The organism is Streptomyces sp. BK208, assembly GCF_004364245.1.
GTDB lineage: Bacteria > Actinomycetota > Actinomycetes > Streptomycetales > Streptomycetaceae > Streptomyces.
The window spans coordinates 406,500-421,909 of the sequence record NZ_SOAV01000007.1 but is presented as its reverse complement, the minus strand read 5'-3'; the positions used below and the strand labels follow the sequence as shown (position 1 = coordinate 421,909).

Below are 15,410 nucleotides of genomic sequence, written 5' to 3'. Positions count from 1 at the left end.
ATCCCACTTACCCGTCCGAGCGCGGATCGGTGCGTGGAGCGGTGCCCAGGTGCACGCCGACCCGCTTGACCAGGAGGGTCATCTCGTAGGCGACCTGACCGACGTCCGAGTCGGCGTCGGACAGGACGGCCAGGCAACTTCCGTCCCCCGCGGCCGTGACGAACAGGAAGGCGTCGTCGAGTTCTACGACGGTCTGCCGGACGCTGCCCGCCTCGAAGTGCCGGCCCACACCCTTGGCGAGGCTGTGGAAGCCGGATGCCACGGCGGCCAGGTGCTCGCTGTCCTCCCTGGTCAGGTCCTTGGATACGCCCGTCGCCAGACCGTCGCCGGACAGGATGACGGCCTTGCGGATGCTCGCGACGCGGTCCACCAGGTCGTCGAGGAGCCAGTTCAGCTCGCCGGACTTGGTCGCGGTGTGGCCGGTCGCCTTCGGTGCGGTCATCGACCGTCCCCCTTTGTCGTTCCTCGTGGTGCTGTTGGTGCTGTGCCGCCGGGTGGGTCGTCACCCGCGGCGTTCTCCTTGCGGCCGCGCTGCCAGCCGCGCTGGAGCGAGGCCATACGGCTGCGGACCTCGTCGGCGTCGCGGTCGGCCGGATCGGAGCGGTCCTCGGCGGAGGGTTCGGGACTCTGCCTGAGCTGAGGGGCCAGGTTGGCCTGACGTACCCGCCGGGGCAGCGCGCCGGTCCCGGCGCCGGGGGCCTGAGCGGCCCCGCTCGCGGGGGGCACGCCGCCGCCGTCACGGCCGGGGGCGGCGCCGTCCGCACGGCCCTCGGCGCGCTCCCCGGTGCGGTCTCCTCGGCGGCGGGCGGGCAGGGCGGGCAGTTCGTCCGCCCGCGGCGGGGCGGCGGCCGGGTGCTCCGGCCGGCCGGTGCCTGTCGTGCGCGGCCCGTCGGCGTCGCCGCGGGCGGGTCGTTCGGGGACCGGGCGACCGTGCGAGCTGACCAGCTTGGGGGTACGACGGCGCGGCAGCGCGACCGGCGCGTTCTCCTCGGTCCCGCCCTGGGCCGGTTCGCCCTCGGGTCGGGTCTCGGAGCGTCGCCGTCCGCCGCGCTGGTCCACCGGGTCGTCGTCGGCCGCGGTCAGTGACCGGCGCGGCCGGAACAGGCCGCCGCGCTCGCTGTCCTGGTCGTCCAGCGCTCCGGGCAGGCCGTCGAGGGCGTCCAGGTCCACGGGCGCCTCCAGCTCGACGGGGCCGCCCAGCAGCGCGGTCGGCCGGTCCTGGAGCCGGGCGGGCACGTGCGAGAGGCCGGAACGGCGGCTCTCCTCGCGCTCCTTGTCCCTGACGTGCTGAGGACGGTCGAGGCGGAAACCGACGCCGTTGGTGTCCGGGGCGTCGTCGGTGAGGAGGGCGTCGGGGACGAAGACGACCGCGGTGGTGCCGCCGTACGGGGAGGGCTGCAGGGACACCCGGACGTTCTGCCGCTGGGCGAGCCGGCTGACGACGAACAGGCCGAGCCGGTCGGTGTCGGACAGCTCGAACTCGGGTGTCTCGGCCAGCCGGAGGTTGGCGTCGAGGAGGGCGTCTGCGGCCATGCCGAGGCCGCGGTCGTGGATCTCCAGCGTGAAGCCGTTGGCGACGCGCTCGCCGAGCACCTGGACCGCGGTGTGCGGGGGCGAGAACACCGTGGCGTTCTCCAGGAGTTCGGCAACCAGGTGGGTGAGGTCGGCGACCGCGGGTCCGGTGACGGCGACGCGGGGCAGCCTGCGGACCTCGATGCGCTCGTAGTCCTCGACCTCCGCGACGGCGGCGCGGACCACGTCCATGAGCTGGACGGGCTTGCGCCACTGCCGGGAGGGTGCGGCGCCGGAGAGGATGACCAGGCCCTCGGCGTGCCGGCGCATGCGCGTGGTCAGGTGGTCCAGCCGGAACAGGTCCGCGAGTTCCTCGGTGTCCTCGGTCCTGCGCTCCATGGTGTCGAGCAGGGTGAGCTGCTTGTGCAGGAGCACCTGGCTGCGGCGGGCGAGGTTGACGAAGACCTCGGAGACACCCGCACGGAGTTCGGCCTGCTTGACGGCGGCTTCCACGGCGGCCCGCTGGAGGGTGTTGAGGGCCTGGCCGACCTCGCCCATCTCGTTCCTGTCGTACTCCAGGCGGGGCACCTCGGTCTCGACGTCGACCTCCTCGCCCGCCGAGAGGCGGCGCATCACGCTGGGCAGGCGGACCCCGGAGGCTTCGTGGGCCTCCAGGCGCAGCTGCTTGAGGTCGCGGATGAGGGAACGGCCGACGCGCACGGACAGGAAGAGCGAGTAGAGCAGGGCGATCAGGCCGAGCGCTCCGGCGATGACGGCCTTGGCGATGGTGTTGGTGGCGACCGGGTCGACGCGCTCCTGGTAGCGGTCGGCGGCGTGGTCGTCGAGGTCGGCGAGTTCCTCCAGGACGCTCCCGGCGGCGGTGTCCCAGCTCTTGGCGGTGACACCGCGCGGCATCCCGCTCGCGGTGGAGACGGCGGCCTGTTCGGCGACGCGGAGGGGGGCGGAGGCCGCGTTCTTCCAGAAACGCTGGTAGCGGCCGCGTTCGGTGGCGGGCAGCAGCGGCAGGTTGATGTCGTACATCATGGTGCGCTGGGCGACCAGGTCGGAGACGTCCCGGGTCTCGGTGCGGGTGAGGCCCCCGGTGACCAGGGCGGAGCCGAGGAGGGCGTCCTCGCGGGAGAGCAGTTCACGCGCGCGGGAGACGTTGACCAGCGCCCGGTACTGCTTGTCCAGGCCCACCTCGTCGACGACGTCGAGGTTGGCGAGGAGATCGTGGCAGGGGTCGACCAGACGGTTGTAGAGGCCGAGGGCCTGCGCGCGGTCGACGGTGCCGTCCTCGACGCTGCGGCGCAGGGAGCCGATGCCGTCGAAGGCGTCCAGTACGGCGGTGAGCCGTTCCTCTCCGGGCTCGCCGAGGTCGTCCCGCACGTCGGCGTCGGCCGCGTTGCGGCGGATCTCGGCGACGGCCTCGTCCGTGGCGGTGCGGCTGCGCTCCAGGGCGGCGAGTCCGTCGGAGGCACGCGGGTCGGCCAGGTGGACGAGGGTCTGCCGGCGTTCCTGCTGGAGCACGCGGACGGCGTCCTCGACCGGGTAGCCGATCTTCTCGACGACGGTGGACGCGCTGAACAGCTGTGCCGCCTCGCGTCCCGTCAGTACCGTGGCGAAGGCCCAGATCACGGTCAGGGACACCAGCGGCACGAGAAGCAGCGCCACGATCTTCCGGCGGATCGACTTCCCGCGAAAGCGCATGGCCTCCCCCAGCTCGACCCCCACCGACGGGGGGTACACATGTGCGTCAACAAACGGCGCGAGCCTACTACTGACGCACAGGTAACTCGAAGACCCATCCGGAGGCCGAACCTCCGCACCCGGGACCGGCGATGGTCAGTTGTCCGGTCATTACGGGAGATTGCCTCCCGTGATCGGCTCGCCGAGGCCGGACGGTTCGTCCGGCGTGACGGGCGGATTGGCCGAAATTCTTCGACTGCGCGGGCTTTTCGGGAATCTCCGGGACCCGTCGTTCGTCCTTCACTACGGGAAATGGAGGCGGAATCGGCCACAGGAGCCGCAACCCGTCTCCGGGTGGCGTGAAGCGGCGCAAGCCGGGCAGCCAGAGGGGAGCCGTGTCGGCTGACACGGACGAGCTGTCTGCTGGCGGTGGGGAGTGACATGTTGATGGGCACGGCGGAGCGGCGCGGGGCGCCGGACGGTGGCACGACCGGAGTGAGCGCGCCGGTGGCCTCGGGGGCACCCGAGGTACCGGGCCGCGGCATTCCTGCGACCGGGCCGGACACGCGGGCGCGCGAAGGACAGCCGGAACACCGGCCGTTGTGGCGTGAGGAGCCGGCACGGCGTCCCCGGTTGCCGGATCCGGTGCGGACGGCGGCCGTGCGCGCGGTGCTCGTCGTCGCCGTGACGCTCATCTCGGCGATGGTGGCCTTCCTGTGCACCATGGCGGAGTCCTGGCTGGCGTTCCCGATGGTGCTCGCGAGTGTCGCGGGCACGGTGGTGGCCACCTGGGGCGTGCTGGACGTGTGGGTGACCCGGCAGGTGTGGAACCAGCGGCACGGTGTGGTGTCGGTGCCGAGCAGCACCGCCCGGGCCATGCGCCGTGAGCGTCGCCGGGCGAGGCGGCAGACCCGGGCCGCCGAGCGGGGCCAGGAGCGGATAGGCCGACGGGGCGGCCGCACGGGACAGCTGTCGCACCCCTGAGTCAGCGGCGACGACGGCGACACCCGCCACCGCGGCGAGGGTTCGGCCGTTCCAGCGAGGGTTCGGCGGCTGCCCGGTGTGGCACGCGGGGCTGTTCGGGGCTCCCGGGAGACGCTCCGGCAGCCCCGCGTGCCGTGGGAGCCCCGGGGCCCTGACTGCTCCGGAGGCCCCCTGAAGCCCGGAAGCCCTGCTGGGCTTCGGCGGGCTCGCGACGGCGGGCGTTACTCCTCGTCGCGCAGCCGGGCCGCCAAGGACGTCAGCGGCTCGGCCTCCTCGGTGTGGCCCAGGGCGATCAGCCGGGAGGCCGCCGCGTCCAGGCGGGTGAGCGCGGGAGCGGGGCGTTCCAGGTAGAGGCCCTCCACCGCGCCCGCGAGCCGGACGCACTCGGCCCACTCGCCGGCGCGCTCGCCGTCCGGGCCCGGCTCGCCGACCAGGGCCAGAGCCTGCTCCAGCGCGCTCAGAGCGTCCTCGTACGCGCCCGCGTAGGCGTTGACCCGACCGTGCTCGTAGGCGAGCGCGGAGTCCAGCGGACGGCCGTGGGCCTCGTACCCCGCGGAGCGGGCGCCGTCGGCGACGCGGCCCGCGTCGGCGAGGAAGGCGAGAGCGTCGGGCAGTCCGTCGGGCCCCTGCTGCTGGGCCTGGAGGCGGGCCAGTTCGCGCAGGCAGTTGCTGAGCTCCTCATGGCGAGGAGCGCGGGCGTGGGCGGCGAGCGCCTGGTCGGCCGCCTCGCGGGCCCGGCCGAACTCGCCCGACTCGGCGAGCAGTACGGCCGTCTCCGCGGCGATCATGGCATGGCTCCCGGGGTCGTCGTCCCAGCCCGCCGACTCGGCCGCGAGAGCGACGAACTCCGTCGTGGCGGCCTTGAGGTCGTCCCCCGCGTGCAGCGCGCGAGCACGGGTCAGGCGCAGCTGAGCGGTCAGCCGGTCGTCCAGCTCCCCCGCGGCGACGTCCGGTTCGGCCAGCACGGAGTCGAGCAGGGCGATGCAGTCCTCGACGCGGCCGAGGTCCAGGCTGAGCCGGGCGGCGTTGCTGTAGGTGCAGTAGGCGTCGAACCGGCTGCCGCCGCGGAGGCTCAGCTCGGCCGAGCGGGTCAGGTGGCGCAGGGCCTCGTCGGGGCGGCCCAGGTGCACGCAGGTTTCGGCGAGATCGCTGTGGAGGCGAGCGGTGTCCATGGCGTCGGCCGGCCAGTCGGCGGCCAGCCGCAGCGCCTCGCCCAGGTCCGCGTGCGCGGCCGACGCGTCCCGCAGGCCGAGGTGCAGTTTTCCGCGCAGTCCCAGCGCGCGGGGCAGGTGCCAGGCGGGGCCGTGCGACTTCAACCGGTCGAGGAGCGCGTCGGTCTGGGCGAGGGCGGCGGGCAGGTCGCCGGAGATCGCATGCGTGCTGGCCCGCAGCAGCAGGGCGCCGGAGACCTGCCCGACGATGTCGTGCCGGGTGGCGAACGCGTGCAGCAGGTCGACCTCGGCGAGCACCGGCGCCACGTGCTCCTCGCGGCCCGATGCCTGCAGGCGCAGGCCGAGCGCGGTCGCCCGCAGCCGCAGCAGACGGGCCTCCTGGTACGGGGTGAGACCGGGCGTCCCCTCGTGCAGGCGGACCATGGCCGCGTGCGCGGCGGTCAGCGCGGCGGCCTTCGTCTCCGCGGCGGCCTCGGCAGAGGACACGGTGGCCGCGGGCGTCGTGACCTCCGCGGAGGCTCCCGCCGTGGACTCCGCGGCAGCTCCCGGCCTGGCCTGCGCGGGAGCCCCCGCCCGAGACGTCGTCGGGTCCTCCGACCGGGCATCCGACCTGGCATCCGTCCGGTCCTCCGACCGGATCCCAGCCTCGGCAGGGGCGTCCACCGCGTCTTCGGCCAAGACACCCGCGCGGGCCGTTGCCGCGACCTCCGTCCGGGCCTCCGCCGGAGTCGCCGTCTCGGCGGGGGATTCCCCCACGGCCTCGGCCGCGGCGAGCAGGGCGCACGCCCGGGCGAGTGCAGCGTGGCCGGGGGCTCCGGCGTCGTCGTACAGGCCCGCCGCCTCCTCGTGGAGGTCGGCCGCCTCCGCGAAGTCGTCCCTCTCCCCCGCCCGGCTCCCCTCCTCGGCGAGCAGGTCGGCGCGCAAACGCGCGAGCGGACCCACGGCCGGGTCGTCGGGGTGCGTGTAGTCACGGGCGGTGGCCCGGGTGCGCAGCTCCGCCCAGCAGGCCGCCGCGTCCGGATGTCCTTGCTCGTGCAGCGCCCGCGCCCTGGCGACGAGTTCGGCCAGTGACTCGGGTACGGCGACGGCCGCGGGGGCGGCGGGTACGGCGACCGGCACGGCCGGAGCCAAGTCGTCCAGGGCACGGGGGCGCAGGGTCAGCTCCAGCGCGTCCAGGAGCGGGGCGCGGTCGAGGCGGGCCCGGCGGCGGTCACTGTGGGCGGTGGTCCCGTTGCGGGCGTCGAAGCGGGAGGCGAAGTCGTCGGCGCGCCCCCGCACCTCGGCGCGCAGGCCGGCCACCGTCCAGGTACGGCCCGCGTAGCCGGCGGCGGGCAGTGCGCCGTGGCCCAGGGTCTCGACCCGCTGGAGGAGGACCTCCACGCCGGTGAGGAAGTCGAGCAGAGAGAGCGGGGAGTCGAGCTCCTCGAACAGGTTCCGGTTCTCGGCGAGCAGTTCGAGGCCGCGTGCCTCGTTGCCGGTCAGCGCGCAGAACTCCAGGTGCCGGCCGACCTCACCGGCCATGCCGGGATTGCGCCGGCAACCGCGGTAACCGGCCAGGTGCAGTTCGCGGGCCCGGTCGACGCGACCGGTGCGCACCAGGGGCAGCAGCGCGTACGAGACGGAGCGGGCCGGTTCCTCCTGGCATGACTCCTTTCCTGCCAGGACGGGCTCCCAGACGTCGAGCGCCCGCTCGTCGTCGCCCGCCGCGAGCCGGTACAGGGCGCGTTCGCAGGTCTCGCAGGCCTCGCAGTCGCTGAGCCGGGTGCGGGTGCGCGCCGCCCACAACTCGTAGGCGGGGGCGGTGTCCTCGCCGACGTGGGCGGCGAGCTGGTACATCTGCCCGTAGTAGGGCTGGAGGCCGAGGCCGGCCTTCTCGTACCGCTCGCGCATCTCGGTCATCCACTGCCGCAGGCTGGCCAGCGGTATCTCGGGCAGGGCGCGCAGGGCGTTGGCCACCCACTTGAACCGCCAGAAGAGCGTGTGCCGCAGGCGCTCGTCGAAGACGTCGGGCTGCTCGTCGAAGAGGGTGAGCAGACGGGCGAAGACGACGGGCGACTTACGGGGCTCGGAACCGTAGGTGTACGCCTCCTGGAGTTCGAGCAGCGCGTGGACGAGCGGAACGGGCTCCGCGAACTGTTCGGCGACGTCGACGAGTTCCTCGGCGGTGACGGTGCGGGTCCGGCCGTAGGGCCGCCGGTCGTTGGCGCGGAGCGCCTCGTACAGCTCGTCCGTGCTCTGGGGGTGGGGTGCGGTGGGCATCGTCAGCTGTCCTTGCGGAGGGCGTGGGCGAGGAGGTCGAGGAAGGAGCGGTTGATGAGGCTCGACTCGGCGGGCCTGAGCGGGCGCCGGGACAGCAGCGCGGCCTGGCCGTAGAGCGCTTCGGCGCTGGTGCGGGCCAGTTCGGGTTCGTCGATGGCGACGGCGGTGCGGACCAGCGGGTTCAGCTGGTTGAGGATCAGCTGGGCTCGCGGGGCCTCTTGGCGCAGGGCGCCGAGGATGTCGCCCCACAGGCCGCCCTCCTGCTCGCGGGCGAGCTGGGAGCGGGTGCGCTCGTGCCGGGCCTCGCGGCTGTCGACGAGGAGGGCGGGGGCGGAGGCGGGCTGGAAGGTGCGCAGCGCCACGTCGCAGTCGAAGACGGCGAGGGCGTCCCGGGCGCGGGCGAGGTAGGCCGCGGCGGCCAGCTCCGTCTCGCGGTCGACGGGGTCGAGGTGCGCGGTGAGGGTCGCCGGGTCCAGGTCGGCGACGCTCGCCTCGGGCTTGATCTCGGGCAGCCGGTGGACCAGTTCGCGGTCGTACGTGTAGCCGCCGTTGACGACGCCGAGCCCGGCGGCGGAGGCGATGGAGGCGACCTGCCGGAACTCCTCCACACTGGACGTCACGAGCACGGTGCGGTGGGTGCGGGCGAACTCGTCGAGGGTGGTGTGGCCGTCGGTGGTCTCGAACGGCAGCCAGGGCAGCAGCATCCGCAGGATCTCGTCGTCGTGCACGGCGAGGGACTTCACGGCCAGGTGGTGGGCCTTGAGGAAGCGGGCGAGCAGGTCCGGGTCGCTTGCGGCGGCGCGGGCGATCCAGGCACGCAGCCGCTCGGCGAGGGCATCGCGGACGGCGGCCAGGGTGTCGTCCTCGTACAGGGACTCGCGGGACGCCGTCGGGCGCAGGCTCTCGGCGTCGACGACGCACCGGACGAAGAACGCCCACTCGGGCAGGATCTCCTCGGCCTGCTCGGACAGCAGCATGCCCTTGACGTGGACGCGGTGGCCGTGGCGCCGCCCGGCGGGCACCGCATCCGGCAGCACGCACGCGATGCCCTTGAGGCCGACGGCCGGCAGGTCCAGTTCGATGGTGTCCAGCGGCGTGAACCCGAGGACCTCCTCGCCGTACGCGGCCAGCGCTCGGGAACGGGCACCCGGGGTGGGGTACGTACGCGTCCAGGGGGCGGGCTCGGGGTTGACGGGCGCGCCGCCCGGTCCGTCCGTGCCGTGCGTGCCGTGCGTGCCGTCGTCGAAGGTCACCGGGTGACGCAGCAGGGAGCCGAAGTGCCGGGCCAGCGCGTGCACCTGTGCGGGCCGGGTCCACTCACCGGCGTCGGCGCGCGGGGTCAGCGTGACCGTGGTGCCGGGCCGGGGGCGTGCGGAGGCGCGCAGGGTGCGGACGGTGTAGCTGCCGTCACCGCGTCCGCGCCACTCCACGGCGGGCGCGTCGGGGGTACGGGCGGAGCGGCTCAGGACGTGGATCTCGTCCGCGACCAGGAAGCAGGAGAGCAGTCCGATGCCGAACTGGCCGATGAAGTCGGCGCGCTGCTCCGCGACCTGCTCGGCGCGCTTGCTGCTGCGGCCGATCGTGGCGAGGAAGGTGTGCACGTCGGCCTCGGTGAGTCCGACGCCGTCGTCCTCGACCCGGACGACCGAGCCGTCGGCGTACAGGCGGATACCGAAGGCGCCGGCGGGGGCGGCCGGTTCGAGGCGGTGGCGGGCGGTCAGCGCGTCCACCGCGTTCTGCAGGAGTTCGCGCAGGTAGACGCGGGGGCTGGAGTAGAGGTGGTGGGAGAGGAGGTCGACGAGACCGCGCAGGTCCACTTGGAAGGTGCGGTCGGCGCCGGCCGGATGCGAGGAGGTGTCGGGCGAAGTCATCGTGCGGTCCCGTGGGTGGCGTGGACGAGGGGCGAGGGCCGGGTGAGCGGCGGGGTGCGGGGCGGGCGGTGGAGCGCCGGCCCGGTGGTGGCTCAGGCGTGGCGACGGAAGCGGGCGTAGGCCTTCTCCGGCTGCGCCATGTACTCCCAGGGCCACGGCGTGTAGGCGCCGTCCAGCTCGTGGAAGACGCGCGGGGCGACGACGCCCTCCGAGGCCAGGCTCAGGGCCATGGCGAACATGCTGAAGTCCTGCTGCCAGCCGGGGCCCCGCTGGTAGGCGGGGTGGAGGATGCTGTGCTTCGCCGCGTCGCGCAACTCGGCCTGGATGTACGGCAGGTCGAGGCAGCTCGGGCTGTCCGACTCCACCCAGTCCTCGATGTGGGCCATCGCCACCACGCAGCCGAGGCGGTGCCCCTCGGGCGCACGGGTGAAGGCCTTGCGCGCGTACGTCATGGCCTGCCCGGGCCGGCCGCCCCAGCGGGGCTGGAGCTGGGAGACCCACTGGATGTGGGTCTCCAGGTCCAGCGGATCGCGGCGCAGGGCGGCCTCACGGCGGGCCCGTTTGACGTCGTCGCCCAGGGACGTGCCGCGGGCGGAGGTGAGGAGGCGGCGCCACGGGGTGATCCAGTCGGGTCGCAGCTCGGCGGCCCGCAACAGGTGTTCGTCGGCGGTTTCCAGCCGCTCGTGGAAGGCGCGCCACTGCTCCCGCGTGACGTTCGCGGCCCGCGCGGTGGTACGTGCCTCCCAGCCCCAGGCGACGTGACGCGCCCCGGATATCAGCAGAGCCGTCGCCCGGTGCTCCGCGTCCTCCTCGACGGCCCGGCCGATCCAGTCCTGCACGCCGTCCAGATCGGCCAGCTGGTCGAGCACCTGGTGGTCCCGGCCAAGGTCGAACGGGGCCAGCGCCGTCTTCACCCCGTCCCAGTCCCCCGCGTCGGCCGCCTCCACCAGGGTCAGCACCCGGGCGTCCCCGAGGGCGCGCAGGGGGTAGATCCCGTTGCGCCGTGCGCGCTTGGCCGGCAGGGCGTGCGGATTCGCCGCCGGTCTCTCCCCCGCCGTCTCCCCCGCCTTGCCGAACAGCTTGCCGAGCATGTCGCGCGCCCTCCCCAGGTGCTGCTTGATCAATCCGGAGCAGCATAAGGGGAAGCACCGACATCGCCTCCACCTCGTTTTCACACCGGCTCCACACCGGTTGGGCGCGAGGGACTACGCGGGTGCCTGGGCGGGCCGCCGGTACATACGGGTCGCCGTGATCTCGCTGTGCACCGCGTCGCCGTCCCCCTCGGCGGCCGGCGTCGGCTGGGGCAGGCCAGGCCGCAGGTGCTCCTCCACGCTGATGTACTTCAGTCCCGCCCTGAGGTCGGCGTCGTTGCGCAGCCGGATGACCAGCGGGAACTCGGCCAGCGCCGTCGTGTCGAACAGGCCGGTGGTGTACAGGAGCTGGACGCCGAGCGCGTCGGAGACGGCGCGCTGGAGCTCCAGCAGGTAGGTGGCGTTGGCGCGGCCGATGGGGTTGTCGAGGAACAGGGTGCCCGCGTGGCGGTGCCGGTCGCGGCCCCGGTCGTTGCTGCGCAGCGCGGCCATCGTGCAGTACAGGGCGATGGCGGCGGTGAGCAGCTGGCCGCCGGAGAACACGTCGCCCATCTGGCCCACGGGGACGCGTTCGGCGCGCAGTACGGCGTCGGGCTTGAGGATCTCCACGGCGACGCCCTTGGGCTGGAGGGCGGCGCCGACTCCGCGCAGCAGCAGGGACATGCCGTCGCGGCGCAGGTCGGAGTTCTTCTTGACGGCGGCGCGGGTGGCCTCGTCGACGACCTCGCCGAGGCGCTCGGTGAGCGTGGCCTGGTCGGGCTCCTCGAAGCGGATGCGCAGGAACTCCTGCCCGGACCACTCGCCGAGGCCCTCCGGCAGCCGGGAGAGCCGCTGGGCGGAGCGGAGTGTGGCGAGGGCGGACTCGACCAGGCCGCGCAGCCGGTCCACGATCGAGTCGCGGTTGCGTTCCAGCTGGGACAGCTCGTCGGTGAGGACGCGCAGCCGGGGCGCGAAGGCCTCCGCCCACTTGGCGGCGTGTTCGGGCAGTGCGGCGGCGGGCAGTTCGCGGATCTGCTGGCGGGCGGGGGTGCGGACCTGCTCGTAGCGGGTGGAGTTGGCGTGCCGGACGAGGATGTCGCTCGCCTCGCGGACGGCCGACTCGGCGGCGGACAGGTCGGCGGCGCAGCCGCGCAGCGAACGACGGGCCTCCGCGGCCGCCCTGCGGGCTTCCTCCAGGTCGCCTTCGTAGGGCTCGGGTTCCTCCTGCTCCTCGTCGGGCGCATGCTCGCGCAGCAGGTCGCGGAGCATGGCGGCGACCTCGTCGAAGCCACCGGCCGCGTCCTCGGCGGCGCGGTGCGCGTCGAGCAGTTCGGCGTGGGCCTCCCGGGCACGGGCCAGTGCCTCGGTGCGGGCGGTGAGTTCGGTGGTCGCCGTGCGCAGCAGGGTCTGGGCGTGCTCGGCGTCGCGCGGCTGGAGTTCCTCGGGGAGGTCGGTGTGGGTGTCGCCGTCCTCGGGCGCGTGCCGCTCGGCCTCGCCGCGCAGCCGGCCGAGCTGTTCGCTCGCGCTGGAGATGCGGGTCTCCAGGAGCTGCACCAGCTCTTCGGCGCGGGCGGCGGCGGCCTGCCGGGACGGTCCGTCGGAGCCGTCGGGCGACTGGAGGAGCTGTCCGGCGCGGGTGCGGACCTTGTTGCTGAGCCGGTCCAGTTCCGCGCGGGCGCTGCTCTCGTCGCTCTCCGCGCGGGCCTGCTCGGCGCGCAGGTCGGCGCCGACGCCGACCTTCTCGTACACCTGCGACGCGGCGCGGTATGCCTCGCGGAGATCGGGCAGGGACGCCTTCGTCCCCGCCGCCTCCGCGCCGTCCCCGGGCGCCTTCTCCGGTACGTCGTCGGGGGCGCCGGCGATCTCGGAGCGCTCGGCGCGCAGGGCGCGGGCGGTGCGGCGGGCGTCGTCGGCGGCGCGCTGGGCGGCACGCCGGTCCTCGTCGGCGGCGCGGGCGCGCTCCAGGCAGGCCTGGGCGCGGGCCTCGGACTCGGCGCCCTCGTCGGCCAGTTCACGCAGCCGGACCTGCCAGCCGGCGCGTTCGCGCAGCCGGAAGGCGAGTCCGGCGAGGGCGTCGGCGGCGCGGCGGGCCTTCTGTGCGGCCTCCTGCCGCTCGTCGCGCAGGTGGACGGCCTCGGCGGCGCTCTCGTCGGCTTCCGCCCGCACGGTACGCGCCTCGGTCAGCTCGGCCTCGGCCTCCTCGGCGAAGGCGCGGGCCTCCTCGGCGGCCCGGGCCAGTTCCGCGAGGCGCCCGGCCGGGCAGCCGGTGCGCCAGGAGGCGAGCCGGGCCGCCAGCTCGCGGTCCTTGCCGAGGCGTGCCGCGAGGGCGCGGATCTCCTCGTCGCGCTCCCCCGCCCGCGCCCGAAGCGCGTGCCGCTCCTCGTCGGCGGCCTGCTCGTCGTGCATGGCCGGGTTCGGCGGTACGAGGAAGACGTCGCCGGTGCCCGCCGCCTCGGCGGCCGGGGTCGGGGCGAGGAGGGCGGCGGCGGTGCCGACGGCGACGGCGGAGCGCGGCAGCAGCGCCGCCTCGCCGAGGACCTCGCGGGCGCGGGTGTGCGAGTCGGGGTCGGTGATGATGACGCCGTCGACCAGCTCGGGGCGGGCGGACAGCACACGCGCGTGGTCGGCGGGGTCCACGGCCTGGGCGAGGTAGCGCCAGCCGGGCAGGGCGGGGATGCCGTGCTCGCCGAGGAACTCGACCGTGGCCAGCACGTCCGGGCCCGGCGGCAGCAGCCCCCCGTCGCCGAGCGCGCCGAGGATGCGGGAGTCGTCGGCCGCGGCGGTGCGCAGGTCGAACAGCTGACGTTCGGCCGAGGAGACGGTGCCGTCGAGCAGTTCGCGCAGCTCGTCGGCGAAACGGTCGAGTTCCTCGGGGGTCAGCGTGCCGTCCGACGGCACGGGAGCGGCGGCCTTCTCGTCGTGGTCCGCGTCCCGGCGGGGCTGGGGAATGCCCGGACGGGCCCCGGCGGCCAGGCCGAGCAGCTCGGCGAACCGTTCTTCCGCGGCCAGTGCCTCGGCGGTGCGCCGCTCGCCCTCGTGGGCGAGCTCGGCCGCGGTGGCGGCGTCGGCGGCACGGGCCGCGGTCAGTTCGGCGCGGTTCTCCGCGGCGGCGGCCTCACGGGCGTGCTCGGTGGCCCGGCGGGCCGCCTCGCGGGCGGTGTCCCAGGCGGCGACGGCCGTCTTCTCCGCGTCGCTGGCGGCGAGGGCGGCTCGGGCCGGGTCGGCGTCGGGTGCGCTGTCGTCCAGCCAGCCGGCGCGGACGGCCTCGGCGGTCTCCTGCTCGACCTCGGTGAGGCGCTGGCGCAGGTGTCCGGCCTCGCTGCGGGCCCGCTGGGCCTCGGTGGCGGCGGTGGTGGAGTCGCGGTGGGCGGCGTCGCTAACCTCCTGGAGGGCGGCGGACCTCGCCTCCTCCTCGTTGGCGTGGTGCTCGGCCTTTCCGGCCGCCGTGTGCAGGGCGCGGACGAGCGCCACGGCGGCTTCGGCGCGGGCGGCCAGCGCGGGAGCGGCGTCGCGTTCGGCCTCCTGGATGGCGGCGGACACGCGGGTGACGCGGTCGGCGGCGGCGCGGTGGCGCAGAACGGCCTCGGCGGCCTGCCAGGCGGAGTGCAGGGTGCGCGCGTCGGCCAGTTCGCGTTTCTGCGCGGCGGCGGACTTCTCGGCGCCCGCCAGGGCCAGGGAGGCGTGCCGGTAGGCGAGTTCGGCGGCGACGAGTCCGCTGCGGTCCCGGGCGGACTCGGCGTGGGTGACGGCGTACGCGGCGGCCGTGACCCGCTGGGCGAGGTCGCCCGCCCGGACCCGCTCCCTGGCGCCGCGGGCGGTGAGCCGTCGGGCGAGGTTCCTGGTGCGGCGTTCGGCTGCGCCGTGGATGTCCCGCGCGCGGGTGCGGGTCTCGGTGGCCTCGACGATCCGGCCGAGGAGATCGACGGACCCCGCGGTGAAGTCGCGTTCGGCGATCAGCTCGGCGCGCCGGCCGAGCTTGTTGCCGAAACCGCCGACCAGGTCGGCGAGTCCGTCGGTGTCGCGGGTGTCGGTGACGGCCCGCAGCAGCAGGTCCGTGAAGTCGGAGTCCTTCTTGACCGCGAAGAGTCCGGCCGCCTCGCCCTCGTCGGCGTTCATCTCGCGCTGGTAGCGGAAGAGTTCGGGGTCGAGTCCGAGGTCGCCGAGGTGCTCGTTCCAGCGGTCGTGGATCTCCTCCCAGTGCACCTCCAGGTGCGGATAGGCCTTGCCGGCCTCGGTGATCGCGTCCCGGAACCCCTTCATGGTGCGCCGCCTGCCCTGCGCGCCGGAGGCGCCCTCGACGGGCGGGCGCACGGCGGTCGCCTCGGCGACCGGCAGGTTGTCCAGGGTCAGGCCGGGGCCCGGCCTGAAGGAGTACCAGGCCTCGGCGAACTTCCGCGGGTCGCCGGAGACCTGCCGTCCGCGCCACTCGCTGACCTTGCCGACGACGACGCACTCGCCGGTCTGCACGTGCTGCCACTCCAGCGCCACGTGGCCGCAGTCGTCGGCGAGCAGGAACTTGCGCAGCACGCCGGAGCTGGCGCCGCCCAGGGTGTTGCGGTGGCCCGGCAGCATCACCGAGAAGATCAGCTTGAGGAGCACGGACTTGCCGCCGCCGTTCTCCAGGAAGAGCACACCGGCGGGCGCGGGCCTGCGCGGCGGGCCGACGGGCTCCTCCTCGAAGAACTCCGCCTGCGTCGGCGCGGGGTCGGGCACGGGCTCGCCCACACCGCGCAGGTCAAGCACGGTGTCGGCGTAGCGCGCACCGGCGGGCCCGATGGAGTAGAGGCGGACCCGGGACAGCTCGTACATGGCGGACTCTCGTAAGTCTTCGGACGTCGGGGACGGTCGGGCGG

General features: G+C 74.7%; 7 protein-coding genes. 1 reads left to right on the top strand and 6 read right to left on the bottom strand.

The genetic code is table 11. The annotated features are described in order from the left end of the window. Nucleotides 1–7: 7 nt before the first annotated feature. Together EV562_RS20225 and EV562_RS20220 are read right to left on the bottom strand one after the other, a co-directional pair. Nucleotides 8–442: a roadblock/LC7 domain-containing protein gene (locus EV562_RS20225; RefSeq protein ID WP_133888196.1), complete on the bottom strand. Its 435-nt coding sequence runs from the start codon at nt 440–442 to the stop codon at nt 8–10. Continuing rightward, a complete protein-coding gene (locus tag EV562_RS20220; RefSeq protein WP_133888240.1) occupies nt 439–3,222 on the bottom strand; it encodes a nitrate- and nitrite sensing domain-containing protein in 2,784 nt (927 codons plus the stop codon). Before EV562_RS20220 ends, EV562_RS20225 begins: the two co-directional genes overlap by 4 nt. A gap of 426 nt (nt 3,223–3,648) precedes the next feature. Between EV562_RS20220 and EV562_RS20215 the strand changes: the two genes are divergently transcribed. Next, the gene (locus EV562_RS20215) at nt 3,649–4,185 is read left to right on the top strand and encodes a hypothetical protein (protein ID WP_279588507.1); all 537 of its coding nucleotides are present in this window, start codon (nt 3,649–3,651) and stop codon (nt 4,183–4,185) included. A 221-nt stretch (nt 4,186–4,406) separates the two neighbouring features. On the opposite strand, the gene EV562_RS20210 is transcribed toward EV562_RS20215, so the two are convergent. The 4 genes from EV562_RS20210 to EV562_RS20195 form a co-directional block, all read right to left on the bottom strand. After that, nucleotides 4,407–7,616 carry a hypothetical protein gene (locus EV562_RS20210; RefSeq protein WP_133888194.1) on the bottom strand — a complete coding sequence of 1,070 codons (3,210 nt, stop codon included), beginning with the start codon at nt 7,614–7,616 and terminating at the stop codon, nt 4,407–4,409. 2 nt (nt 7,617–7,618) lie between these two features. Further along, complete coding sequence (locus EV562_RS20205; protein WP_133888193.1) at nt 7,619–9,487, bottom strand: HSP90 family protein; 1,869 nt, start codon at nt 9,485–9,487, stop codon at nt 7,619–7,621. 92 nt (nt 9,488–9,579) lie between these two features. Then, entirely contained in the window at nt 9,580–10,578 is a 999-nt protein-coding gene (locus EV562_RS20200) for a hypothetical protein (protein ID WP_133888239.1), read from the bottom strand. A 114-nt stretch (nt 10,579–10,692) separates the two neighbouring features. Next, nucleotides 10,693–15,366: a hypothetical protein gene (locus tag EV562_RS20195; protein ID WP_133888192.1), complete on the bottom strand. Its 4,674-nt coding sequence runs from the start codon at nt 15,364–15,366 to the stop codon at nt 10,693–10,695. Between the last annotated feature and the right edge of the window lie 44 nt (nt 15,367–15,410).

What these genes read in the sequence shown, in the direction of transcription:
- EV562_RS20225 (WP_133888196.1), bottom strand. Translation starts at nt 442, where the DNA reads ATGACCGCACCGAAGGCGACCGGCCACACCGCGACCAAGTCCGGCGAG.
- EV562_RS20220 (WP_133888240.1), bottom strand. Translation starts at nt 3,222, where the DNA reads ATGCGCTTTCGCGGGAAGTCGATCCGCCGGAAGATCGTGGCGCTGCTT.
- EV562_RS20215 (WP_279588507.1), top strand. Translation starts at nt 3,649, where the DNA reads ATGGGCACGGCGGAGCGGCGCGGGGCGCCGGACGGTGGCACGACCGGA.
- EV562_RS20210 (WP_133888194.1), bottom strand. Translation starts at nt 7,616, where the DNA reads ATGCCCACCGCACCCCACCCCCAGAGCACGGACGAGCTGTACGAGGCG.
- EV562_RS20205 (WP_133888193.1), bottom strand. Translation starts at nt 9,487, where the DNA reads ATGACTTCGCCCGACACCTCCTCGCATCCGGCCGGCGCCGACCGCACC.
- EV562_RS20200 (WP_133888239.1), bottom strand. Translation starts at nt 10,578, where the DNA reads ATGCTCGGCAAGCTGTTCGGCAAGGCGGGGGAGACGGCGGGGGAGAGA.
- EV562_RS20195 (WP_133888192.1), bottom strand. Translation starts at nt 15,366, where the DNA reads ATGTACGAGCTGTCCCGGGTCCGCCTCTACTCCATCGGGCCCGCCGGT.